Here is a 26,015-nt window from a genome sequence, read left to right as displayed (position 1 = left end):
CGGGATAGTCCCTTTTTTTATATTCACGTAAACACATACATAGCCATTTTTGTATAACCAGAGTTAACAATTGAGCTTCTATCAACTAGAAAGGGGTGAGTTCCATCGAAAAAACACGGGCAAGTCTGCGTCGAGGTAAGCCGCTATTAAAGCTTAGAGGTCTAATAACGCTGCTCGTATGTCTGGTTATGGCACTTGTGCTCCTGCCAGTAACACTGTTATTTGCCGAGAGAGTTGAGCATGAAACGGAGAAGGGACTCGAGGAAAAGGCAATGTCCATTGCGCGTACACTAGCCCATACACCGCTTATTATTGAGCAATTGCAACAGACAGGTTCTTCTCCTTCCATGCAGGAGTATGTGAAGAAGGTCTCAACGGCGAATCATATCCAATTTGTCGTGGTTATGGATATGAAGGGAATTCGTAAAACGCACCCGGATGCTAGGAGGATCGGCAAAGCCTTTGTCGGAGGGGACGAGTATACTGCACTTCATGGTCAGGAGAGCGTGTCCGTTGCAAAGGGGACATTGGGCATGTCCATGCGGGCCTTCTCCCCCGTGTTTAGTGTGACGGGAAAACAGGTAGGTGCGATTGTTGTCGGTATATCCATGCAGGATGTACAGCGGGCCCAGGAAGGCAACACCCGTCTTATTGCTATCGCCATTGGGATCGGAATGTTGATTGGCACAGGAGGAGCGGTTGTGCTGGCTCGTAAAATCAAAAATATGCTGGTCGGTCTGGAGCCGCCGGAAATCGCACGTTTGCTGGAGGAACGCAGCGCGATGTTACAGTCCATCAAGGAAGGCGTCATTGCGGTGGATGAATGCGGTCGTATCATGCTGATGAATGCAGAAGCGATCCGTCTACTGAGGCAAGCGGGGATTGAAGATTTCTCATTCTCTGGACAGGAAATTACTGTGTATTTATCTGCTTTCCGATTACAAGAGGTCTTGGAAGTAAGCACTCCACTGATGGATGAGGAAATGGAGCTGGGTGGGATCACCTTGCTGACCACCAGTGTTCCGATACGGGTCAAAGGAAAAATTGTCGGAGCCATTGTAACCTTTCGGGATAAGACGGAGATGAAACAGCTTGCTGAACGTTTGACAGGAGTTTCTCTGTACACGGAAGCACTACGCGCGCAGGCTCATGAATTTATGAACAAGTTGCATGTCATTATGGGGATGGTGCATTTGCGAATGTATGATAAACTGGAGCACTATATTATGGATGCTGTCGAGCATCATCAAGTAGAGATTGGCTCCATTACTCGGCAGCTTAAGGACCCAGTGATGGCGGGGTTTGTGTTAGGGAAATTAAGCCGGGCCAGAGAGGCAGGGGTAAATTTTGAACTGACTCCGGGTAGTTACTTGCCTGAATCCAGTCAAACTCAAACGACTCATGAACTGATTACTATTCTTGGCAATCTGTTTGATAATGCAGTGGAGGCGATGGAATCTCTGGAGCACAAGCGGATTACCCTTTCACTTTATTATGAAGAAAACCAGAAAAATGGCTGTCTGACCTGTATCATGTGCGACAATGGTCCAGGTATACCGGAGGGCCTTGGGAAGGCCATTTTTGAAAAAGGTTTTTCGACCAAGGGAGAGTCGCGAGGGATGGGACTTTACCTAGTGTCGCAAAGCGTGAAAAGGCTACAAGGTAGTGTAAAGTTGATCCCAGTCGAGCAGGGGTGCTGTTTTCAGATTAAGATTCCATACATTATAGCGGGGAATGATGAACATGATTAATGTCCTGATTGTAGAAGATGATCCGATGGTTGCGGAATTCAACCGCAAATATACGGAGCAGGTAGAGGGTTTCCAATGTGGTGGTTGGGCTTCTTCGGTGGAAGAGGCTAAGAAATATATAGCTGAACAAGCCATTGATCTGATATTGCTGGATGTGTATATGCAAGAAAGTAATGGCCTCGATTTACTGTCATTTATACGGGAGGCTGGAGTGAATGTGGACGTTATTGTCATCTCAGCTGCAAGTGACATGAGTAGCATCAAAAAAGCGATGAACTTTGGCGCGGTGGATTATTTAATCAAGCCTTTCCACTTTAACCGTTTTTTAGAGGCCCTTACCGGGTACCGAGAACATATTAGTATTGTTCGTGAGCGTAGTCTACTGTCGCAGGAGGAGCTGGACCGACTGATTTATCATAAAAGCTTGACTAAAGACTTGGCACGGTTGCCTAAGGGGATAACGAAATCCACGCTGGCTATGATATGGAATTGTATCCAGCAGCATCATAAGGTTCTGTTTTCCACCGAGGATATTGCGGAGAGTGCAGGGATCTCCAGGGTGTCTATGCGCAAGTATCTGGCTTTTATGACAGAGATTGAAGTGCTTTCTATGGAAACTATATATGGTACCATTGGACGTCCTGTTTACCAATACCAGGTGTTGCCGCAGGCAGAAGGAATCATGAATAGTTATATTTAACCCTATTTCTGATTACTTTAGTTACTAAAGTTAGTTCTTAGTTTTAAAACCAAATAAAGCGTTTTCCAAGGTGTAGAATGGGAACATGATCATCATTCTTCACTTTATGGAGGGAGATTTATGGAAAATGCTACGAACCAGCCTGTCATTCAAAGGGGGCAAAGATGGAGTAAAAATACTGTAGATGGGTTTAGGATGCTGGGCAGGATAAAGGTGGGAGTTATTCCTCTTCCGCTATATGCCGTGATTGCGCTAATTGTTTATGCGGCTGCAATTACAGAAAGACTTCCGAACGATCTATTGGGCGGGTTTGCCGTCATCATGATTTTAGGTATACTGCTCAGTGATCTAGGGGCCAAACTTCCACTGCTCAAACATATAGGTGGTCCAGCCATTTTATCCCTTATGGTTCCATCGTTAATGGTATTTTGGAATATGTTCAGTCCATCTGCAATGGGGGCTGTGCACACGCTTATGAAAACCTCGAATTTTCTTTATTTTTACATCGCATGTCTAGTAACAGGAAGCATTCTTGGCATGGATCGCAAAATGCTGATGAATGGAATTGTCAAAATTTTTGCCCCCATTATCATAGGATCTATTGCTGCTGTTGTTGTCGGTATGGTGGTGGGTATGGCTTTTGGCTACAGTGCTTATCATACATTTTTTTTCATCATCATTCCGATTATTTCCGGTGGGATTGGAGAAGGTATTTTACCGTTGTCCATTTCGTATGGAATGGTACTGGGCAAGGATTCTGCGGAATTCGTATCCCAGTTTATCCCGGCTGCCATTATCGGTAACATTGTTGCAATTATAGGTGCAGGCGTCTTGAAGAGATTAGCGGAGAAAAAACCAAAAACTTCTGGTAACGGAAGGTTGTTAAAACTAGAAAAGGACGAAGACAAGTTAGCTCCGGTAAATTTGGGGCAATCCGTTTCTTTTCCATTAATGGGTGGTGGTCTGCTGTTGGCCTGTACTTTCTTTATTGTGGGTAAGCTGCTAGAGCCGTATCTCCATATTCCAGGGCCGATTCTCATGATTCTGGCGGCCGCATTAATAAAGTGTATTCAGATCATGCCGAACACATTGGAGCAGGGAGCTTTTCATTTGTACAAATGTATAACCGCTAGTTTGACGTGGCCCTTGATGGTGGGGTTAGGCATTTTGTATGTGCCATTAGATAGTGTAGTTGGGATTCTAACGATTCCTTATGCGATCACCTGTGCATCTGTAGTGGTTGCATTGATTGTTACTGGGTACTTCACAGGAAAATGGATTCATATGTATCCCGTAGAAGCTGCCTTGGTGACCAGCTGTCGCGGCGGATTGGGGGGCACGGGCGATGTAGCCATTCTGTCTGCATCCAATCGGATGGAACTGATGCCTTTTGCCCAAATTGCAACACGGATTGGTGGAGCAGGCACCGTCATTTTAGCCACCTTGTTACTACAATTCTGGAGCTGATGAGTTTTAGACCAAGCTATAAAATTCATATCATATACAGTCATGAAAGGATGGAGAAATATATGGGCAGTTTAAGAGATGAAATCAGAGAATTACACGAAGGTGGCAAAATGGAGACCTTACCCAAGAAGCGAATTGAAACGATGGAGGGGTTGTCCAAAGTTTATACGCCAGGTGTGGCTCAAATTTGCATGGAAATTGCCAATGATCCAGCCAAAGCGTTTCAATTAACGATCAAAAAAAATACAGTAGCAGTCGTTTCAGATGGAACAGCGGTACTTGGATTAGGAGATATCGGGCCGGAGGCAGCTATGCCTGTGATGGAGGGGAAGGCAGTACTGTTCAAACAATTTGCAGGTGTCGACGCATTCCCAATCTGTCTCAATACGAAGGACCCTGATGAGATTGTTCAAATTGTCAAAATGATCGCTCCTGCCTTTGGCGGCATTAACTTGGAAGATATATCTTCACCACGCTGTTTTGAGATCGAGAGACGGTTGAAGCAGGAACTCGACATTCCAGTGTTTCATGATGATCAGCATGGTACGGCAGTCGTGGTATTAGCGGGTTTGGTCAATGCATTAAAGGTATGCGGCAAAAAAATGGAAGATGTCAAAGTAGTTTTTGCCGGTATCGGTGCGGCGGGTATGGCTTGCTCGCGCATGCTGCTCAAGGCAGGGGTACGTAATCTGATTGGGGTCGATCGGCAAGGAGCCATTCACCGCGATGTGGAATACAGTAACCCACATTGGACAGAGTATGCGAACATGACTAACCCGCATAATCTAAGTGGAAGCTTATCTGAGGTAATTGTGGGAGCTGATGTGTTCATCGGTGTGTCGGGTCCAGATATACTGACTGTGGAAGACATACAGAGCATGGCAACTGATCCTATAGTGTTCGCCATGGCGAATCCGAAGCCAGAAATTGATCCGGCAATAGCTTCACCTTATGTACGTGTGCTTGCTACCGGTCGCTCCGATTTTCCTAATCAGATTAATAACGTGTTGTGCTTTCCGGGAATTTTCCGGGGCGCTCTGGATTGCCATGCGAAGACGATTAACGAGGAGATGAAACTGGCTGCCGGGCTTGCCATCGCTGATGCAATTTGCCCTGAGGAGCTAAGTGAAACTTATATCATACCGGATGTTTTTAATCCAAAGGTGGTGCAAAAGGTACGGGATGCTGTTATTCACGCAGCCTGGGAGACAGGAGTAGCCATGTCAGGTGAAGCTCCGGCTGCTACTTTACGTCCGTAAAAGTTATGTTCTTCACAAACTTTAGTTCACCGTCTTGCCCTGCTGTTCATGACAATGCAATGTCTGTATCCGTTAAGCTTTCGTGGAGAATATAAAGTCTTGCCAATGAGCAGGATATAACAAAGCGTAACGATCTATGTTCTCAAACACGAGTTGCGCTCAATACTACACAGGGAGATTTTGGGATGGGCGAAAAAAATATTTTGGCGTATTTCAAAAGTCCTGAGGAAGCACAGGGAGCCGCGAGAAAACTGGAAGCTCTCCGGGTAACGGATATGTCGATAGATCGTTTTAGCCGGTATCCGCGGCAGTCTACAGGCAACGCCGGACTGCCTGTGTTTTCAGGACAGATTAGCAGCTTGTCCTCACTCACACAGGGCGTGGATTTTACAGATGCTTCTCCAGCGATACTGGCTGCGGCTGATCCTGCTGCCAGTGGCATGAGTGATGGAGGACAAGGTGGACCGACAGGCCGCGATATTTTGTTGACTGCGGTGGTGGACGAATCCATTCATCATCAGGCGATATCGATTGTGGAACAAGCGGGTGGAATGCTGTGACAAGTTTGGAAGGAGCAGTGACCGATGTCTAAAAACAAACGGTTCGATAAAGTGCTGACCAAAACCGAGAAAATCAAACGCATGCAATCTGCCAAAAACGAAGATGTTGAGTTCTCGGCAGAGCAGGCAGATGCTGAGGATCTGGAAGCGATCCGACGTAGTGAAGTAGCTGACCGCCGTCAGCAACGGATCATAAACGACAACGAGTAGAATACAATAAGACGGGTATCCCACCTATAAAGGTGATTTGTGGGATAGCCCGTCTTATTTATGTTTCTCCTTTGTTCTATTCATTAGTAGACTTATACCAGATGATAGCCGTAACAATAACTAGCATTATAATCTAATATTGTCTTTGTCATACTGGCTTTTTTGAACTCCTATGCGAGTATATAGTACAATGTAATGTATGCATGTGAAATGAGGAGGAAATGTAAACCATGTTGTGGAATGAAATTACAATACATACAAGTGAAGAAGCCGTCGAAATGATTTCGAATTTTCTGCACGAAGCAGGTGCGGGAGGGGTTTCCATTGAAGAATCCGGTTCGCTTAATAAGCCCCGGGACACGTCTTATGGACAATGGTACGATCGTCCTTTGAACGACATTCCTGAAGGACAAGCGATCATCAAGGGCTATTTTGCCGAAGAAGTAGACATGGACAGCGTGCGTGCACAAATTGAGCCGCGGGTTGAACAATTGAGAACTTTTGATATTGACCCTGGCGAGGTTCGGTATGAGCTGAAAACGGTCCACGAGGATGACTGGGCTAATGCCTGGAAGCAATATTTTAAGCCTTTACGTGTATCGGATCGTTTGACCATCAAACCGACTTGGGAAGAGTATGAGCCTGCGAGTGAAGATGAAAAAATTATTGAGCTTGATCCGGGTATGGCCTTCGGCACTGGAACACATCCGACGACGTCCCTTTGTCTGAGAACGCTGGAATCCGTGATTCAGGGTGGAGAAGAAGTGATTGATGTTGGTACGGGCTCCGGTATCTTAGCGATTGGAGCTGTAAAGCTGGGAGCAAAGCATGTACTTGCCTTGGATCTTGACCCGGTAGCGGTATCCAGTGCGCGTGAAAATACGCGTTTGAACGAACTGGAGGAGCGCATCACCATTAAAGAAAGCGATTTGCTCTCCGTGCTTAATGCAAGCGATCCAACGCTGGGTATTCAACTGCCAGTCAAGCTGGTGGTAGCTAATATTTTAGCCGAGATCATTTTGTTGTTCATTGATGATGTATATAATGCCCTACAGCCAGGCGGTATTTATATTGCATCAGGAATTTGGAAGAACAAAGAAGAGGCTGTCGAAACCGCATTGAAAGCTGCTGGCTTTGAGATTACCGAAATCAACCGGGATGAAGATTGGCTGACGTTTGTGGCGAGAAAGAGGTAAGCATGGATTTTTTACAAAGTATTTTTCGTGTAAATTTAAATGTCCTTCCATTTTACTTGTTGGCTGTGATCATATCGTTTACGGTGCATGAATTTGCGCATGCGTATTATGCCAATAAATTTGGCGACCCTACGGCCAAGCTACTGGGGCGCGTGACTTTAAATCCGGCAGTGCATATTGATCTGCTGGGTACGCTGTTACTGTTGATCGGAGGCTTTGGTTGGGCCAAGCCAGTCCCGGTCAATCGTGACAATTTTAGCCGCCCGCGCCTTATGGGCATTATTGTATCGGCTGCTGGTCCGCTGAGCAATCTGCTGCTTGCATTTGTGACTACACTGATCTATGCTGTGCTTCTTCATTTTCAAGTATTGCCGGGAATGGAGAACCAGCGGGTGGCTCAGGCAATCTATTTGTTTATCAATGCGCTAATCAATTTAAATTTGTTTTTGTTCATCTTTAATCTGATCCCACTGCCTCCACTCGATGGCTACCGGATTGTGGAGGACGTGGCTCCGACTCCTGTGCGCCGCAAGCTTCAGCAGTTTGAGCAATGGTCGATCTTTATTTTTCTGCTTATACTGGTAATTCCGCAAGTACGAGCTGTAACGATTGAACCTCTTTACACGCTGTCTCAGATGATTTATATACAGTTTTTACAGTTCTCTTTTTACATTACCGGATTGTTTGGAGCCTAAGGGCTCCTTTTTTTTACGAGAATTGGTATAACATAAACGGAAAAGGGAACAGACTGGTCATACAGGCGCAAAAGATGATATGATGGTGCTTGGTGATTTCATCGGATTTTGTACGGAACGTTAGTGGATAATAGTTATTTTTAGAATAGGTGTGAGAGAATGCAGCGTTATTTTATTCCGGCAGAGCAATTTCTAGAAGATCACGTAATTGTTACGGGTGAGGACGCGCGACATATCGCCAAAGTCATGCGAGGTCGTAGTGGTGACAAAATTATAGTCAGTGACGGGGCATCCAGGGAAGCGCTGGCTGCATTGGATACGATTGAGCAGGACCATGTGAAGGCGACGATTATCGAACCGCTGGAGATGACCTCTGAACCGCATGTTCAGATCACCATCGCGCAGAGTCTTCCTAAAGGGGACAAGATGGAGACGGTGATGCAAAAATGTACGGAAATCGGAGCCACCGGGTTCGTACCGTTTTTATCCGAGCGTACGGTCGTACAGTATGATGCCAAAAAGGAAGGCAAGCGACTGGAGCGTTGGCGCAAGATTGTAAAGGAAGCGGCTGAGCAAAGCCATCGTAACCGGATTCCGGAAATTAGCGCACCCCTGACGTGGAAAGAACTTCTGGCTTCTTTTGCTGGGTATGATTTGATATGTTATTGTTATGAAAAAGAGCAGGGGCGGCAGCTACGGAATGTAATCCAGCCTTTCGCAGGACAATGGGTGTCCACAGACAAGCCGCGTGTGCTGGTGGTGGTGGGCCCGGAAGGCGGCTTTACTGAAGCGGAAAGCCTAGAGGCTGAGCAGGCCGGGGCACAGTCTACAGGACTGGGAAGACGTATTTTACGTGCGGAAACCGCAGGTATGGTTGCATTGGCATGCATTTTATATGAGACAGGAGAAATGGGAGGGGTTTAATATGCCATCAGTGGCATTTTACACATTAGGTTGTAAAGTAAACTTTTATGATACAGAAGCGATCTGGCAGCTGTTCAAAAAAGAAGGTTATGAGCAGGTGGATTTTGACGAGCAGACTGCTGATGTCTATTTAATTAATACATGTACGGTTACGAATACCGGTGATAAGAAGAGCCGTCAGATCATTCGTCGTGCGATTCGCCGAAATCCAGATGCCATTGTGGCAGTGACGGGCTGTTACGCTCAAACTTCTCCGGCCGAAATTATGGATATTCCAGGTGTTGATCTTGTTATTGGTACGCAGGATCGAGATAAGATTATTCCGTTTGTGAAGGAGATCCAAGAGTCGCGTCAACCTGTAAACGCTGTGCGTAATATAATGAAGACCCGTGTGTTTGAGGAAATGGATGTGCCTGATTTTGCTCATCATACCCGTGCGTTTCTAAAAATTCAGGATGGCTGTAACAACTTCTGCACCTTCTGCATTATCCCGTGGTCGCGGGGCTTATCCCGCAGCCGTGATGCCGCGAGCATTATTACACAGGCGCGTCAACTGGTGCACGCAGGCTACAAGGAAATCGTACTCACGGGTATCCATACTGGTGGTTATGGCGACGATATGGATAATTATGACCTGTCCGATCTGCTGTGGGATCTGGAGAAAGTGGAAGGGCTGGAACGTATCCGTATCAGCTCGATTGAAGCCAGTCAGATTGATGAAAAAATGCTGGATGTACTGAAACGCTCCAATAAGCTGGTTCGCCATTTCCACATACCGCTTCAAGCAGGGGACGATACCGTGCTGAAACGGATGCGCCGCAAGTACACGACAGAAGAGTTTTATAACAAATTGCTCATGATTCGTAAAGCGATGCCAGATGTAGCAATTACAACAGACGTAATTGTCGGCTTCCCTGGAGAAACGGACGAAATGTTCCGTAATGGCTATGAGCTGATGAAAAAAATCGGCTTCTCGGAAATGCACGTGTTTCCGTATTCCAAGCGTACTGGCACGCCTGCGGCACGTATGGAGGATCAGGTGGACGAGGACGTGAAAAATGCGCGTGTGCGTGACCTGATTGCATTGTCAGAGCAAATGCAGCTGGCATATGCTGAAAAGTTTGTTGGTCAGGTGCTGGAGGTTATTCCTGAAGTAGCCCCTAAAGGGACGGAAGATAGCGGTATACTTTATGGTTATAGTGACAATTACATTCAACTGGTGTTTGAAGGTAATAAGGATCTAGTTGGCAAGGTGTGCCGCGTGAAGCTGACGAAGGCGGGCGTTAATGAAAGTGAAGGCCAATTGGTCCGCGTATTGGAGAACGGGCTGCAAACAGCTTTGTAAAATAAAAAGAGCCTGAACAGGCAATAGCGATGGCCAACAAGGATTTCGCCTTTCCCTACAGAGAGGACGGAATCCTTGTTGCGCAAGGAAAGGAGATTACAGGATGGCAGCAAAAAAGGAAATTTCCGCAGGTGGCGTAGTGTTTCGCAAACAGGGGGAGCAGCTTGAAATTCAGCTGATTACCGACCGATATGGTAAGACATCTCTGGCTAAAGGCAAAATGGAGCCAGGTGAAACAATCGAACAAACCGCTCTACGTGAAATTCGTGAGGAAACAGGGCTGAACGGGCGGATTATTCAGCATGTGGATATGATTGCTTATACGTACCAGCACCCTGAATATGGGGAAGTGGACAAGGAAGTTCATTATTATCTCGTAGAGGCACTGGATGGGAATTTGCAGGCACAGATAGAAGAAATCAAAGGCGTCGCGTGGCATACGCCCGAAGAAGCATGGCGTCTCCAGCGTCAGGGTGGATATGACAACAATGATGTCATTCTGAGCAAGGCGCTGTCTATGCTAGGAATTAACGTTTAATCCTATGGGAAGACACTTGCTCCTCTATACGAGTCCATACAGGTAAATAGCAGAGGGGCAAGGCAAGCAGAGAACTGATGACGTTAAACAGGGTTTGGGCATGCGCTACCTTGGCTCCGGGCTCAGTAGATATCCAAGAAGCGGCCATATCCAGCCCGGGGATTAACGGCATAAAGAGCAATGCCCCGCCTACGTTCAGCAGCACGTGGGACCAGGCCACAAATTTGCCAGACACGCTGCCGCCAACAGCGGCAATCAGGGCAGTCACGCAGGTGCCCACATTGGAGCCGATGACGATGGCGATTCCTACATCAACTGGCAAGGCACCCGCAGCAGCCAGGCTAATCGCCATACCAATGACAGCTGCGCTGCTGTGAACCAGCGCGGTTAGGCAGGCTCCAGCAGCGAAGGCCCACCACATGTTGGCTGCAGCATGATCAAGAAACCAGCGGAATAGTCCGGCCTGCTCAATCCAGGGGCCAACGGCTTGCATCACGCGGATACCTGCGAGAATCAGCGAAAATCCGGCAAAGACGAGGCTGATAAATTGTACAGCCTGTGGGCGGCTAAGCCCATTGGAGGTGGCTGAAGCTCCGGCAGCTGCATACTGACGGCCAGCGACCGTTTCCCCCCACAGAACAGCAGTGCCCCAGCATAGCAGTGATCCACATAGCAGTGGAGCAGCCAGCTTGCCGAGCTGGAGGCCCATCAGCTCGGTCGTCAGGCAGGTACCAATATTGGTACCAAGAATGATGCCGAGCGTGCGGCCGTAGGTCAACAGCCCGGCATTGACCAGTCCGATCGTCAGCACCGTTACGGCGGTGCTGCTTTGCAGTAGGGCGGTAATGCCTGAGCTAAACAACATACCCCGCCAAGGGGAAACCGTAGCCCGGTTTAGCCAGCGAGTAAGGAAGGGGCCGGCCAAATGCCGGAGGGCAGCTTCCATCAGCTTCATTCCACCTAAAAAAATAAGCAGCCCACCGCACAGCGGCAATATAACATGTATAAACACGGCTTTAGCCCCCCCTTTTCTAGGTGAAAATGAGAATACTTATGTAACAGCCTATGATCTACCTAGGACAGCCATGACAAGCATGGCCGAGCAGTTTTTTATGGAACGAACATTTTGTAGTATCTTCACAAGCTTTTAAAGCGTGACGTCGACATACAGGCGGGCAGTAGCGAAGCGGTTCATTTGAAGCTGGAGAAGCGCCAGCGATCGTAAGACCAAATGAATCGGCGGAGCCGCGCCCCTATCGAACAAAATGTTTTAACACTTTGAGTAATCCAAGAATAGGAGTGAAGGATTTTGCCTTCAGTAATATTAGAGCGTAGCCGTAAAAAAAGGCTGGAGCAATCACACCCTTGGGTGTTTAAAAATGAAATAGCCAAGATTGAGGGTGATCCAGAAGCCGGTGATTTGGTCAGCATCCTGAACCATCAGGGGCGTTATTTGGCGACAGGTTACTATAATCCTGCTTCACAAATTACAGTGCGTGTGATGTCCTATGAGCCGCTAGAAGTGATGGACCAAAGCTTCTTTGCCCAACGTTTCCGCAATTGCTTGGAGCACCGCGAACGCTTTGTGACCGGAGGAAACGCTTATCGTTTGGTGTACGGCGAGGCTGATTTTTTGCCTGGGCTGATTGTAGACCGTTTTGGTGATGTATTGGTCGTTCAGCTGTTAACGCTTGGCATGGATCGGCGCAGGGAAGAAATCAGAGATGCACTTGTTGAAGTAATGGGGCCAGTTGGTATATATGAGCGTAGTGATGTATCCATCCGTGAGCTGGAAGGGTTGGAACAGACGAAGGGTCCTTTGTACGGCGATTGCCCGCGCCATGTGGTGGTGACGGAAAATGGCTTACAAATCAAGGTCGATATCGAAGAGGGACAAAAGACGGGGTATTTCTTTGACCAGCGTGAAAATCGTGCGGCCATCGCGCCGTTGATGACAGGTTGGGGAGCGCGTAGCGGAATTACGTTGCAAGAAGTAGCTGCAAACCCAGGGGATGACGGCACAACCGTCATAAAGCCTGTGAATAAAAGTGGTAAGGTTGTTGAATTCCCATTCTGGGACGGTGCAACTGTATTGGAATGTTTTTCACATACAGGTAGCTTTACGCTCAATGCGTGTAAACATGGTGCGAAAAAAGTAACTTGTCTTGATATTTCTGAACATGCGATTGAAAGTGCTCGGGATAATGTGAAGCTGAACGGTTTTGAGGATCGCGTCGAGTTTGTCGTCGACGATGCTTTTCAATATTTACGTAATCAGGTTAAAGGTGTAGAGGAACGCACCGCGCGAGCGGGCGGCAAAGGAGATACATCTAAGCCGCTGACTGCGGGTGGCGGACGTACCTTTGACGTCGTTATTCTGGATCCGCCGGCTTTTGCCAAAACGAAGAGTGCTGTCAAAGGAGCTACACGTGGATATAAAGATATCAACCTTCACGGAATGAAGCTCGTCAATGAGGGCGGTTATTTGGTAACGGCGAGTTGTTCGTTCCATATGCGGCCGGAGCTGTTTTTGGACACGATTAAGGAAGCGGCTGCAGATGCTGGCAAAATCCTCCGACTGGTAGATTGGAGAGCGGCAGGGAAGGACCATCCCCAAATTTTAGGTGTGGAGGAAGGTCATTATTTGAAATTTGCCATCTTTGAGGTACGCAGCCGGACACAGCTGTAGATTTCATACCCTTGTCAAAATTAATCTACTATTAGGCGATAAAGATAAATAGGTGAAAACAAACTCATTTTTAGTATACATCAGTCCTGTAGAGAAGGCTTGCACCAAGCCATCCTGCGGGACTCTTTGTTTTTGAGAAGAGCCCAATTGCTACAACATGGCAAACGTACGTTCTTTTCTCCTTTGCCTGATATGCTATACTGTTTAATAGAATGTTGTTGGTTAGAAAGGAGGCGGCATCATGTCGGTCCGCTTATTGATTGGCCGCTCTGGTAGTGGTAAAAGCACGTTAATCCGTAATGAAATGACCTCTATGTTACGCGAGGAGCCGCTAGGTAAGCCTATGCTGTTACTTGTGCCTGAGCAATCGTCATTTGCTTCAGAGCATGCGTTGCTCACCGAAGTCGGAAACGGTATTCAGGGGTCGGTGCGCGCCCAAGTGATGGGATTCCATCGTCTTGCCTATTTAGTCATGCAGGAAACAGGGGGTTCAGCACTGGTGCCTGTAACAGAAGAAGGCAAGAAGATGCTTTTATATAAAATTATTCGTCGTCGCAAGGATGAACTGAGTTTATTTAAAGATTCGGGAGACCAACTCGGTTTTGTGGATCGGTTGAATACGTTGTTCACAGAGCTAAAGCAGTACGGAAATGATGCTCGGTCTGTACCGGAGCAACTGGATAGAATGCATGCTGCGGGGGAGTCCACTCCGATATTAAGAGGCAAGCTCAAGGATATCAGTCTAATCTATGAGGATTTTGAACGGGAGCTGACGCTTAAATATATCGATGGTGAAGATACGCTTCGCATGCTGACAGAACAGATTGCACAGTCTTCCCTCGTGCGCGGAGCAGACATTTGGATGGATGGCTACCGGAGGTTTACACCACATGAATACAAGGTGGTGGAGCAGCTTATGCTGCACGCCTCTTCGCTGACAGTGGCGCTGACCTGTAACCGAAGCTACGAAAGTGGACAGCTTCCGCATGAGCTGGATTTGTTTCATCCTTCAGCGGCTACCTACGTCAAGCTTAAAGGAATGGCAGAGGAGCTGATGATTGAAACGCAGACACAGTTATTACGCCCCGATCTGATGCCGAGGTTTAAGGAACGTCCAGCGTTGGCGTATTTGGAGGCTAGTTTCGAACATCGTACAGGGCTGCGGAATCAGGAACAGCGGCTGCGGCTACAGCAGCTACGAGAGCAATGGACAGGTACACAACCTGAGGGCATAAAACTGCATGCTGCGGCAAGTCGTCGTGCCGAGCTGGAAGGAGCCGTACGCGAAATGCGCCGCCTGGCCCGCGATGAAGGTGCGCGTTATCGGGAAATGGCCCTGTTTGTGCGTCATATTGAAGATTATGAGCCATGGGTGGAACCGATATTCAAGCAATATCAGGTTCCAGTATTTTTGGATCAGCGGAGAAGTATACTTCATCATCCCTTGGTGGAATTGATTCGGGCTTCACTGGATATTGTGCAGCGACGCTGGCGATATGAGGATGTATTTCGTGCGGTCAAAACAGACCTTCTATTGCCGCTGGACGGTCGAGTGAGCCGCGAGCAGATGGACCGTCTGGAAAACTATGTGCTGGCCTGCGGAATACAAGGCAGTCGCTGGACAGATGGCCGGGCGTGGCAGGCTGTGCCCAGTTTGTCGCTGGAGCTGGAGGAACAGGAACGTAACCGTCAACGGGATGAAACGCTGGATTTGATGGAGTTGTGCCGAGATGTGATTGTGACGCCTTTACATGCGTTTGAGAAGCGTATAGGTAAGGCACGAACGGCGCTTGAGAAGTGTGAAGCCATATATCTGTTGCTGGAGGATGCAGAAATCGGTCACAAGCTGGACGCCTTCATTCATCAGGCAGAAGAAGCTGGAAATCCCGAGCAGGCGAAGGAGCACCGTCAGGTATGGGATGCGGTGCTTGAACTGCTGGATCAAATCGTCGAAATGATGGGTGATGAGAGACTGGATACTGCTTTGTTTGCGGGAGTGCTGGAAACGGGATTAGCTGAGTTCCGTATGGGGCTTGTTCCACCGGCTCTGGATCAGGTACTGGTCGGAAACACGGACCGTACGCGTGTATCCGGTATTCAACATGCCTTTGTGATAGGGATGAACGAAGGTGTAATGCCGGCTGTGTTCCATGAGGATGGGGTGCTCAATGAGCAGGAACGTACGGCATTAAATGAACAAGGCGTAGACCTGGCGCCAGATATGACAAGACGTCTGTTGGACGAACGATTTCTCGCTTATACGGCCCTTACCTCTGCTGGTAAAAGCCTGTGGATGAGCTATGCAGTGACTGATGAAGAAGGCAAGCCATTGCTGCCGTCAGAGTTAGTGCGACATGTGCGGCAACTGTTTCCTGGCCTGAACGAACGTCCACTGGCTGGATACCCTCTGCCTGAAGACGCTTGGACGACGCAATGGGAGTATGCTTCCCATCCGTCTGAGGCATTGCCGCAGCTCATTGCGCAATTACGGCATTGGCGGCGTGGCGGTGATATTTTATCTCCCTGGTGGGAGGTATATAACTGGTATGCCAGCCAGCAGGGAGGTGAGAAGGACAAGTTGCGTCAGCTGTTGACCTCACTTTTTTACGAGAATCATGCCGAAATGCAGAAGGAAACGAGCCGCCGTCTGTATGGCAGCAAGCTGCGTACCAGCGTATCTCGGATGGAACGTTTTGTCGCATGTCCATTTTCTCACTTTGCCTCTCATGGTCTTCGTTTGAAGGAACGTCAAATGTATCGTCTGAAGGCTCCGGATATCGGACAATTATTCCATGCAGCGCTTGGTGAGATGGCGATCAATCTGCGTGAACGTAATGTCAGTTGGGGAAGCCTCACTACCGAGGAATGTCGCCAAGAGGCGGAAAGTACGGTGGAGCGTCTTGCTCCTCGCCTGCAAGGCGAGATTTTAATGAGCTCCAAGCGGTATGGCTATATTTTGCGCAAGTTAAAAGACATTGTGAGCCGTGCTTCGTTAATTTTGGGTGAACATGCACGGAGAGGTAGCTTTGAGCCGATTGGGCTGGAGTTGGACTTCGGACCAGGTCAGCCGCTTCCTCCCTTAAGCTTCCGGTTAGATAACGGCGTGGTGATGGAAATCGTCGGACGGATTGACCGTGTCGATGTGGCAGAAGGAGAAAAAGGATTACTTTTGCGTGTCATTGATTATAAGTCCAGTCAAAAGGATCTTAAACTGCATGAGGTGTATTATGGCTTGTCTTTGCAAATGCTCACCTACCTGGATGTGCTGCTGAATGCGGCGGAGGAATGGTTGGGCGAGACTGCTTATCCGGCGGGTACACTGTATTTTCACGTCCACAATCCGATGCTGCAATCGCCTAACGGTCTTAGCACAGAACAGGCGCGTCAGGAGCTATTGAAACGTTTTAAGATGAAGGGATTATTGCTCGCGGATCGGGATGTAGTTGGGCAAATGGATACAGCATTGGACAAAGGATATTCCTCTATTTTACCTGTTGCAGTGAAAGCAGACGGCAGTTTTTATAGCAGTGCTTCCGTTGCTTCGCCTGAACAGTGGGATAGCCTGTTAGCGTCGGTGCGCAACAATATTCGGACGATTGGCACACGGATGACGGAAGGCGATGTTGCCATTGAACCTTATCGCATCCAGCAAGAAACGGCATGTACCTTCTGTTCTTTTAAGCCTGTTTGTCAATTTGACGACAGTCTGGAAGGCAGTGGTTACAACCAATGGGGGAAACCGGGTAAGGATCAGGTCTGGGATCTGCTGAGTCATACACAGGAAGGGAAAGGAGGAATGAAGCAATGATAAGCACGTCAAATGCTAAAGGCTTGCCGAAGCCGGAAGGAAGCATGTGGAGCGATGATCAGTGGCGTGCCATTTCGGAATCCGGTAACAACATGCTGGTTGCGGCAGCGGCAGGGTCTGGTAAAACAGCGGTGCTCGTAGAGCGTATTATTCGCAAAATTGTTGATTCTCAGCTCGGCTTCAGTGTAGATCGGTTACTGGTGGCGACCTTTACGAAGGCTGCAGCCGCAGAAATGCGTCAACGGATACGCGAAGCGCTGGAACGTGTGCTGGAACAGGAACCGGAAAGTGAACATGTACGTCGCCAGCTATCGTTGTTGAATCGAGCATCGATTACGACGCTTCACTCTTTTTGTATGGAGGTCATCCGCAGGCATTATCAGGCCATTCCTCTTGATCCCGGCTTTCGGATTATGAATGAGCATGAAACAGAATTGCTGCGCCAAGAGCTTTTAGAAGAACTGTTTGAGGAGAAATATGAGCTTCATGATGAAGGCAGCACATTCCGCAGACTGGTCGACTGGTTTAGTGGAGAACGCACCGATGATGCCATGTATGTGCTTGTTCAGCGTTTGTATGATTTTTCTCAAAGTCATCCTTGGCCGGAGCATTGGCTGCGCGAGACGGCAGCAGCATTTCGTGTACAGGATGTAGTAGCTTTGGGGGAGACTCCCTGGGTTCGTAGTATTTTGACGGATGCTGCCCTTTCGTTGCGCGGAGCAGCGAGTTTGCTGGAACAGGCGCATGAAACAGCTATGCAGCCTGGCGGACCTGCACCCTATGCCATGACATTGCAAGAGGATACGGCGATGGTGAAGGAATTACTGCAAGAGCTCGAGACACAGCCGTGGGCATCCTTGTATGATCAATTTCAAGCAGCATCCTTTGGCAAGCTCAAGCCAGTTAAAAAAGATCAAACCGAGCCTGCATTGCAGGAACGGGTTAAGACGCTGCGCGAGGCTGCCAAAAAAATGATTACAGATATGAAGGCTTCCCTGTTCGGTCGGAGAGCAGAAGCTTATTTGGAGGAACTGCATGCGACCGCTCCTCTGATGGACGAACTGGTGGAGACTGTGATTGCTTTCGGGGAACGATTTCAACAGCACAAGCAGTCAAAAGGACTGGTGGATTTCGGGGATTTGGAGCATTATTGTTTGAAAATATTAAGACACCCCGACTCTACTCCGTACAAGCTGTTACCTTCCGATGCTGCACTTGAATACAAGGCGCAGTTCGACGAGGTACTGCTGGATGAGTATCAAGATACGAATACCGTACAGGAAGATATCGTTAGACTGGTATCGCGCGAGGAACCGGGTAACCGTTTTATGGTGGGAGACGTGAAACAGAGTATTTATCGGTTTCGGCTGGCAGAGCCAGGGCTGTTTCTGAATAAGTATCAACGATACGGCATGCAGGAACAGGAAGATGGCTTTTTGATTGATCTGGCGCGTAATTTCCGCAGTCGGGAGGAAGTTGTCGATGCGGTTAATTTGGTGTTCCGCCAGATTATGAGTGTGGATGTGGCGGAAATTGAGTACGATGAACGAGCGTGGCTTGTACATGGCGCGTCCTATCCCGAAAAGACAGAGCAGGACGCTACATCTGCATACGCACCTGAGCTGCTGTTAGTTGATAAAGGCGGGCGTGGTCTTTCTGAGGTTTCGGAGTTGTCTGAAACGGGGGACGAATCGGCTTTACAGGAAAGTGAGCTGGCCGAGCTTGCGGAGCTTGAAACGGCTCAGTTGGAGGCTCGTGCAATCGCTCAACGGATCAAGGAGCTGACTGGAGATACTGGACAGCCACTGTTGATTTATGACAGGGGACTAAAAGCGATGCGTCCAGCAGTCTACGGTGATATTGTCATATTGCTTCGTTCAGCAAGCGTATGGGCTCCCTTAATTGTGGAAGAATTGCGGCTTGAGGGCATCCCAGCCTCTGGAGAGCAGACGACAGGCTTTTTTAAAGCAACGGAAGTTGAGGTAATGTTGTCCCTGCTGCACATTATTGATAATCCGCAGCAGGACATCCCGCTTGCATCCGTGCTTCGTTCGCCAATTGTCGGCTTGACCGAAGATGAACTGGCACAAATTCGTCTAGAGAAGCCGGATGGAATGTTTTATGATGCATTGCTGGCGGCGGCACAGACTGAACAAGTTGAGGAGAGTTTAAAAGAGACCTCTGCTGATGTTATGGAGATGGATCTTTTCACTGAGGACCCGCTATCTTCACCTGACCCAGTCCATAGGAATGACGGGAATACGTTGTCTACCCGACTACGTTCATTTTTGCGTAATTTGGACGCATGGCGGCAGGAAGCCAGACAAGGCAGCTTAAGTGTATTGATTTGGAATGTGCTGGAGGAAACAGGATATCTGGATTGGGTGGGTGGACTCCCTGGCGGCTCACAGCGTCAAAGCAACCTACGGGCTTTATATGACCGAGCGAGACAGTATGAGACTTCTACGTCCAACCGAGGCTTGTTTCGATTCCTGACCTTTATTTCCCGTCTGCGGGAGCGAGGCGGTGATTTAGGATCCATCAGCGGGGGGACTGAACCCGATCAAGCTGTCCGCATTATGACTATTCATAAAAGTAAAGGACTTGAATTTCCTGTCGTGTTTATTGCCGGGACGGCAAAAATGTTCAATCAGCAGGATCTGAATGCGCCGTTTCTTATGCACAAGGAGTTGGGATTTGGTCCTAAATATGTGGAGGAACAAAACCGCGTTAGCTACCCTACGCTGCCTAATTTAGCGATCCGTCGACGCTCACAGCTGGAGCTTTTGGCTGAAGAAATGCGTGTGCTATACGTAGCGCTTACTCGTCCGCGTGAAAAGCTGATTATGACCGGAACCGTGAAGGATCTCGCTTCCCGCGCAGCAGGTTGGGCACGTGCCAAGGAACATGCGGAAACAGTACTACCCGACTATATGCTGGCGGCAGGTCGCAGCTATCTGGACTGGGTAGGTCCTGCATTGATTCGGCATCCTTCTGCAACTTCGCTGAGGGAAGCGGCAGGGGATCAGGAGGGGTACTATCATAGACTGGAACACATGCCGGGGGCAGACTGGTTATTTAAAATCGTAGCCTCAGAAACACTTTCTGGCTCTCGTGTGAACTCGGATCGTGGAGAAGAGGTATCGGCCGAAGAACGCCAAAAGAAAACAGAAGCACTGAGAAATGTTGAGCTAATCGAATTAGACGAAGAAAGTGAAACGGATATTGCTGCGGCTCTTTCCTGGACCTACCCGTATGAACGGGCGGGCAAGACAGCAGCCAATACATCGGTCACAGAGATGAAAAGATGGCTGGAGATGCAGGAGATAGAATCTGATGATTGGCTGAATCTATCTTCTATCTCCCAACAATCAGACTTACCAGAGGATCGCGAAGATTCTGACACTAGGGGCAGTCAATTACACTTGCGCAGACCTAAGTTTATGGGAAATCAGCGACTGACTCCTACAGAACGAGGGACGGTCTATCATACGTTGATGCTGCATGTGCCCCTAGATGGAGTCATGAGCGCTGAGGTTATTGAGGAAACCAAAGCTCGTTTGCTGAATCAACGTATCTTACTGGATGTTCATGCAAAGGCGCTGGATACGAATAAAATATTACGGTTTTTCTCTAGTGAGCTAGGGGAGAGAATGCTGGGTTCATCCCGTATTCAGCGTGAGCTTCCGTTTACTTATACCATGCGGGCAACCGATTACTGGAACCACAGTTTACCTGCGGTGTTGCCAGAACAGAAGACAGTTACGGAAAGCGGGCAGGACGATAAAGTGCTGATGAACGGGATCATTGACTGTTTGTTTGAAACTCCCGAAGGGCTTGTGCTGCTGGATTATAAAACAGACCGGATAACCGAATATCGTACGCTGTCACATTTAACAGACCAATATCGTTTTCAATTGGAGCTGTATGCCCGTGTGATTAAAGAGATTACAGGCAAAAAGGTTGCTGAGAAATGGTTGTATTTTATAGAAGCTGGAGAGAGTGTGCAGCTGTAGTGATATAGATAGGGAGAGGGGGAATAGCATGCGGATTTTGCATACAGGGGATTGGCATTTGGGTCGCACATTGGAAGGTCGAAGCCGTCTGAAGGAGCAGGAGGCGTTTTTGGAAGAATTGGTGAAAATGGCTGACGACCAGCAGGCTGATTTGATTATGATGGCTGGGGATGTGTACGACTCAGTCAATCCTTCGGCCGCCGCAGAGCAATTGTTTTATGAAGCATCTGCTCGTCTTACGGCTGGAGGAAGACCGCTAGTCGTCATTGCCGGCAATCATGATCAGCCGGAAAGAGTATCCTCGGTCACCCCGCTGGTGAGCGGGCGTGGAATTACATTGCTGGGACTGCCTCATGGGGAAGCAGTGCGCGTTCGTACACCGCGAACGGGCGAAATGGCATGTATTGCGGCCTTGCCATATCCGTCTGAGTCTCGTCTGAATGAGCTATTGTCTGAAGACGGGGATGAAACCATATTACGCGAGGCATATAGCCGTCGTGTAGGGATGCTGATGTCACAGCTGGGTACAGCGTTTCGGCCCGATACTGTTAATTTGTCGATGAGCCATATATATGTGCTTGGCGGGCTGGAGTCGGATTCGGAACGTCCGATTCAGGTCGGGGGAGCCTATACCGTAGATCCGTCTGCTTTGAGCATTGGAGCGCAGTATACGGCTCTGGGGCATTTGCATCGTCCCCAATATGTGAAGGGCGATGGACTGATGCGTTATAGTGGTTCTCCGCTGGCTTATAGCTTTTCCGAAGCTGGACAAGCCAAATCAGTTACGTTAATTGACGTGATTGCCGGCAAGCCAGCACAGGTTGAGGAACTGTATATTACCAGTGGACGCCCATTAGTGAGGTGGCGAGCACGGGGAGGTCTGGAGGAAGTATATCGCTGGCTGGATGAAGGACTGGATGCTGATGCCTTTATTGACCTGGAAATTACGCTGGATGAAGCAATGTCAATGGGAGATATTCAACGGTTGCGCAAAAGCCGTGAAGGCATCATTCATATTCGCCCCGTGTACCCAGAAATGGCTGCGGCACAGTTGGAACAGCAACGTTCAGAACTGCCGGTTCATGAGCTGTTCCGGGCGTTTTACCAACGACAGACGGGCGGAGCACAGCCGGATGAAGGATTAGTACAGTTGTTTCTAGAATTGGTAGAACAGGATGATGCAAGAGACCACGCTGAGGAGGATGAGGTATGAAGCCGATCCTTCTGAAACTGGCGGGATTGCAAAGCTACCGGGAGTCGCAGGAAATTCGCTTTGACGATTTGACCGAAACGGGGCTGTTCGGAATTTTTGGTCCAACGGGTAGTGGTAAATCAACATTGCTAGATGCTATTACGTTGGCCATGTACGGTAAAGTGGAGCGGGCGGTGAATGGTACACAAGGCATCATGAATCATGCCGAGGATACGCTGTCTGTAGCATTTACATTTGAATTAATGTCAGCTCAAGGACCTCGCCGTTACCGTGTAGAACGACGTTTCAAACGTGCAGGAGGCGTATCGGTTAATAATACGCTTAGCCGTTTTATTGCATATACAGAAGACGGCGAGGAAGTACTTGCTGACAAAGTACAGGATGTGACGCGCTGTGTGGAGGAGTACATCGGCCTGAAAATGGACGATTTTACGCGCGCTGTCGTATTACCGCAGGGGAAGTTTGCGGAATTTTTATCCTTAAAGGGCAGTGAACGTAGACAGATGCTTCAGCGTTTGTTCCATCTGGAGAAGTACGGAGATCAACTTGCTCAGAAGCTGAGCCGTCGTGTGAAGGATAACGACATCGCCTTGAAGTCGTTGGAAGCGGAGCAGCAAGGGCTGGGGGATGCGAGTGCTGAAGCGCTTGAGCTTGTAAAGCTGCGCCTCCAAGAAGCGATGGACCATGCAGAGGCCTCGCGCCGCGAGCTAGAGCGTGTTTCACGGGAAGCGGAGGTGCTGAACAAAACACGGGAACTGGTCATGGAGCTTAGCCAAAGAGTGAATGAGTTGGAGGATATGGCAAGACAGGAACCAGGCATTGCTTTGCTGGAGCGCAAGCTGCGACAAGCCTCTGCAGCGGAGGCGTTGCTGCCTGCACTGACAGATTGGAAGGAAGCCGTTGCCGAAGCAGAAAAACGGCAAAAGAATGCTGAACAGATGGCAGTCCAGGCTGCCTCCGCAGCGGAGACAGCGCTTGTATCTGTGCAAGCAGATGAGCAGGCGCGACAAGCACTCAGTGCTGAAGAACCGAAGCTATTGCTTCGGATCGACCAACTGGAGCAGGCACTTCAACTGGAACGTGATACGGAAGTGCTGTGGACCGAAAGAGAACGTTTGGCGGCCGAACTGGCGCATAGCGAACAAACCCTTGCAGAGCATGCCGCAGGTCTCGCAAAGGAACAAGAGTTACAGACACGAGGTTTAAAGCGGCAGCAGGAGCTTCAGCAGGAGTTGAAGCAAAATGAAGTGCGGGCAGATGAGCGGCGTATGCTGCAAGAGGCTGTGCAGCGGCTACAACAGCTGGAGACAGCGCATGAGCAATGGCGTGAAGCTGAACAGGAGTATTTAGCTCAGGAGAAACGGCTTGCGCTAGCAGACGAACGTCTAAAGCTAATGGAGCAGGAGATACAGGAGACGGTGGCACGACGTTCTGTCCTTGCTGCACAGGCGGCTGAAGGCATCGAGGCATTGCTGGCGCTAGAGGCGGAAATTACAGCCGACGTGTCGGCACTGGCTGCCGAGGAGGAGCAGCTGCGTCACGAGCTTCGTGCCGAGGAGCTCGGACGTCTCGCGCAGCATCTCGCTGCCGAGCTGCGCGAAGGAGAGCCATGCGCAGTGTGTGGCTCTCTGCATCATCCCGCGCCTGCCGCTGTTGCGGCCCATGGCGCGGATTCCGCTGCGCCGGATGAGCTGCACCGCCTGCGGCTCGGCTTACAGGAGCTGCGTCTCACACTGCGCCAGCAGTTGCACGAGCAACGCAGCCTGCTGACGCAGCCCGCCGCCGCAGACAGCGGCGCTGCCGCCACGGGCGAGCCTTTTACGCCTGCGGCTACTGTGCCTCGTGGTGTCGCCGTATGGGCGGAGCGCTGTGCAGCGCTGGAGCGTGCAGCGGCTGAGCTGGCAGCGCGTGCGCATACGCTGCCTGCCGAGGCACAGGCACTGCGTGAGGCGGACGCCGCCGGACAGCAGCGGCGTATCCGTGCAGCCGCCGAGCAGGAAGCGGCGGTTGCAGCCCTGGCGCAGGCGCGGAGCAAGCGCGAGGCATGTACCACGCGCAGCGAGGGGCTGCGCGCCGAATGGGCAGCGCAGCTGCCGGATGTCGGCCCCGACCAAGCTGCGGAGCGTTATCGCGCCATGCAGGAGCGCGACCGGCGTGCGGAGGAGCTGCGATCCCGACTGGAGACGAGCGTGACTTTCCTCGAAGAAAAGGCAGCGCGTGTACAGCAGATACAGCAAAGCATCATCGAGGAGGACAAAATCATTATTGCCCGTCGTACAGGGCTGCAAAGTAAAGATGATTTGCTGCGTGAAAAGCAAGAACAGCTCCGAAAGTGGGTTGGAGAAGGCCAAGCAGCCTCATTGCTGGAAGAAGCGACCTCACGCTTGTTGGGACTGAAAAACGGAGCCGAAGCCGCTGCACGCCGCCGTACCGAAGCGGAAGAACGCAAGCATCAGGCTGTTCATGCTTCACTGATAGCGCGGCAGGCCTCCGACTCGGCAGAAGAAAGACGGCAGACAGCAGCATCCCGTTGGGGCATCCGTCTGGAAGCTTCCTCTTTTGCTACGGAAGCAGAGGTCTTGGAATGCTGCTTGGGACCGGAAGAAGCCACACGCTATGAGCGTGAAGTGAATTTGCACCGAGAACGGGAGAAGGAGCTGTCTTCCCGCTTAAAACATGTCGAAGAGCAGTTGAATGGAGCAACAATAACAGAGGAACAGTGGGAAACGACCACTGCGAGGCTGCGTGATTGCCGTGCACGCGACGAAGAGGCGCTTCAGAATCGCGCCAAGGCCGAACGTGATTTAGAGGACTTGCAGCGTCGGCACGTCCGCTGGATGGAGCTGGAGTCCAATCGTTTACATCTGCGTAGCGAGGCAGAAAAAATGTCCAAGCTCCAGTCTGTTTTTCGAGGCAATGCCTTCGTTGAATATATTGCCGAAGAGCAGCTCATGCAGGTCAGCCAATCCGCTTCACGCCGCCTACGTTTTCTGACTAAGCAGCGTTATGCGCTAGAAGTAGATTCCAGCGGTGGTTTTGTCATTAGTGATGATGCCAACGGTGGGGTCAAACGTCCGGTATCGACCTTGTCCGGCGGCGAAACGTTCCTGACCTCTTTGTCGCTTGCGCTTGCGCTGTCGGCTCAAATTCAATTGCGGGGCCAATACCCTCTACAATTTTTCTTTCTGGATGAAGGATTTGGAACGTTGGACCCCGAACTGCTTGACACAGTGATTACCTCGCTAGAAAAGCTGCATCACGATCAATTATCTGTTGGTGTGATTAGCCATGTGCCTGAATTGCGGGCCCGGCTCCCACGCAAGCTGGTTGTTCTTCCCGCAGAGCAGGCTGGTGGAGGCTCTCGTGTAGTTATGGAAACATTTTGAAACAATGTGATACGGATCACAGATACAGTTTCAAACTGTTGTTATAATACAGCTAAGCCGACAAGTTAATCATACAGCACCCCGGCGGACGTATGCTGCGGAAGAAGTCTTCCCGTCATACGTCCGTTCAGAGGGGCTCTGCCAAGAGCTCCCGGGGTGCTTCTTTTTTTTGTAGCCGGAATTCGCCCAATTTGATGTAGCACATAGCCCGTTTTTGAATAACATACGGTATACATGCAAGAGTCTAGGAGGAAACAA

General features: G+C 49.5%; 17 protein-coding genes. 16 read left to right on the top strand and 1 reads right to left on the bottom strand.

The genetic code is table 11. The features are described 5' to 3' along the window. Nucleotides 1–95: 95 nt before the first annotated feature. The 11 genes from dcuS to HFD99_RS03220 all read left to right on the top strand — a co-directional run bounded on the left by dcuS (nt 96) and on the right by HFD99_RS03220 (nt 10,645). A complete protein-coding gene (gene dcuS, locus HFD99_RS03270; RefSeq protein ID WP_123797412.1) occupies nt 96–1,751 on the top strand; it encodes a DcuS/MalK family sensor histidine kinase in 1,656 nt (551 codons plus the stop codon). Further along, nucleotides 1,744–2,451 carry a two-component system response regulator DcuR gene (gene dcuR, locus HFD99_RS03265; protein ID WP_044785372.1) on the top strand — a complete coding sequence of 236 codons (708 nt, stop codon included), beginning with the start codon at nt 1,744–1,746 and terminating at the stop codon, nt 2,449–2,451. Before dcuS ends, dcuR begins: the two co-directional genes overlap by 8 nt. Before the next feature lie 120 nt (nt 2,452–2,571). Continuing rightward, the gene (locus HFD99_RS03260) at nt 2,572–3,918 is read left to right on the top strand and encodes a 2-hydroxycarboxylate transporter family protein (protein ID WP_123797411.1); all 1,347 of its coding nucleotides are present in this window, start codon (nt 2,572–2,574) and stop codon (nt 3,916–3,918) included. 62 nt (nt 3,919–3,980) lie between these two features. Beyond that, on the top strand, nt 3,981–5,177 hold the full coding sequence (locus tag HFD99_RS03255) for an NAD(P)-dependent malic enzyme (RefSeq protein WP_019688067.1): 1,197 nt from the start codon (nt 3,981–3,983) through the stop codon (nt 5,175–5,177). 185 nt (nt 5,178–5,362) lie between these two features. After that, nucleotides 5,363–5,737: a hypothetical protein gene (locus tag HFD99_RS03250; protein ID WP_039276150.1), complete on the top strand. Its 375-nt coding sequence runs from the start codon at nt 5,363–5,365 to the stop codon at nt 5,735–5,737. Between the two features lie 24 nt (nt 5,738–5,761). Next, nucleotides 5,762–5,947 (top strand): YfhD family protein, encoded by a 186-nt coding sequence (locus HFD99_RS03245; RefSeq protein ID WP_016821609.1) that lies wholly within the window; start codon nt 5,762–5,764, stop codon nt 5,945–5,947. 230 nt (nt 5,948–6,177) lie between these two features. Then, on the top strand, nt 6,178–7,143 hold the full coding sequence (gene prmA, locus HFD99_RS03240) for a 50S ribosomal protein L11 methyltransferase (RefSeq protein ID WP_039276149.1): 966 nt from the start codon (nt 6,178–6,180) through the stop codon (nt 7,141–7,143). Nucleotides 7,144–7,145: 2 nt separating this feature from the next. Further along, the gene (locus HFD99_RS03235) at nt 7,146–7,838 is read left to right on the top strand and encodes a site-2 protease family protein (RefSeq protein WP_039276147.1); all 693 of its coding nucleotides are present in this window, start codon (nt 7,146–7,148) and stop codon (nt 7,836–7,838) included. Between the two features lie 159 nt (nt 7,839–7,997). Then, entirely contained in the window at nt 7,998–8,762 is a 765-nt protein-coding gene (locus HFD99_RS03230; RefSeq protein ID WP_039276146.1) for a 16S rRNA (uracil(1498)-N(3))-methyltransferase, read from the top strand. Between the two features lies 1 nt (nt 8,763). Next, nucleotides 8,764–10,107: a tRNA (N(6)-L-threonylcarbamoyladenosine(37)-C(2))-methylthiotransferase MtaB gene (mtaB, locus tag HFD99_RS03225; protein ID WP_039276144.1), complete on the top strand. Its 1,344-nt coding sequence runs from the start codon at nt 8,764–8,766 to the stop codon at nt 10,105–10,107. A gap of 103 nt (nt 10,108–10,210) precedes the next feature. Further along, complete coding sequence (locus HFD99_RS03220) at nt 10,211–10,645, top strand: NUDIX hydrolase (protein WP_016821604.1); 435 nt, start codon at nt 10,211–10,213, stop codon at nt 10,643–10,645. Here HFD99_RS03220 and HFD99_RS03215 read toward each other — a convergent pair. Further along, nucleotides 10,635–11,657, bottom strand: coding sequence for a Na/Pi cotransporter family protein (locus HFD99_RS03215; RefSeq protein WP_102998824.1), 1,023 nt, complete (start codon nt 11,655–11,657; stop codon nt 10,635–10,637). The genes HFD99_RS03220 and HFD99_RS03215 overlap by 11 nt on opposite strands. Nucleotides 11,658–11,954: 297 nt before the next feature. Between HFD99_RS03215 and HFD99_RS03210 the strand changes: the two genes are divergently transcribed. The 5 genes from HFD99_RS03210 to HFD99_RS03190 all read left to right on the top strand — a co-directional run bounded on the left by HFD99_RS03210 (nt 11,955) and on the right by HFD99_RS03190 (nt 25,757). Next, nucleotides 11,955–13,334 (top strand): class I SAM-dependent rRNA methyltransferase, encoded by a 1,380-nt coding sequence (locus tag HFD99_RS03210; RefSeq protein WP_090889417.1) that lies wholly within the window; start codon nt 11,955–11,957, stop codon nt 13,332–13,334. Nucleotides 13,335–13,575: 241 nt separating this feature from the next. Further along, nucleotides 13,576–17,142: a helicase-exonuclease AddAB subunit AddB gene (addB, locus tag HFD99_RS03205; RefSeq protein WP_123797410.1), complete on the top strand. Its 3,567-nt coding sequence runs from the start codon at nt 13,576–13,578 to the stop codon at nt 17,140–17,142. Next, nucleotides 17,139–21,158 (top strand): helicase-exonuclease AddAB subunit AddA, encoded by a 4,020-nt coding sequence (addA, locus tag HFD99_RS03200; protein ID WP_123797409.1) that lies wholly within the window; start codon nt 17,139–17,141, stop codon nt 21,156–21,158. Before addB ends, addA begins: the two co-directional genes overlap by 4 nt. 28 nt (nt 21,159–21,186) lie before the next feature. Next, nucleotides 21,187–22,371 carry an exonuclease SbcCD subunit D gene (locus HFD99_RS03195; protein WP_016821599.1) on the top strand — a complete coding sequence of 395 codons (1,185 nt, stop codon included), beginning with the start codon at nt 21,187–21,189 and terminating at the stop codon, nt 22,369–22,371. Further along, nucleotides 22,368–25,757, top strand: a complete 3,390-nt coding sequence (locus HFD99_RS03190; protein WP_123797408.1) for an AAA family ATPase — start codon at nt 22,368–22,370, stop codon at nt 25,755–25,757. The genes HFD99_RS03195 and HFD99_RS03190 overlap by 4 nt, the downstream gene beginning before the upstream one ends. Nucleotides 25,758–26,015 lie beyond the last annotated feature (258 nt).

It is taken from the genome of Paenibacillus sp. EKM301P, from assembly GCF_011800295.1.
GTDB classification, from domain to species: Bacteria; Bacillota; Bacilli; order Paenibacillales; family Paenibacillaceae; genus Paenibacillus; species Paenibacillus polymyxa.
The sequence above is the reverse complement of the archived record's forward strand: the minus strand, read 5'-3'. Positions and strand labels throughout refer to the sequence as shown.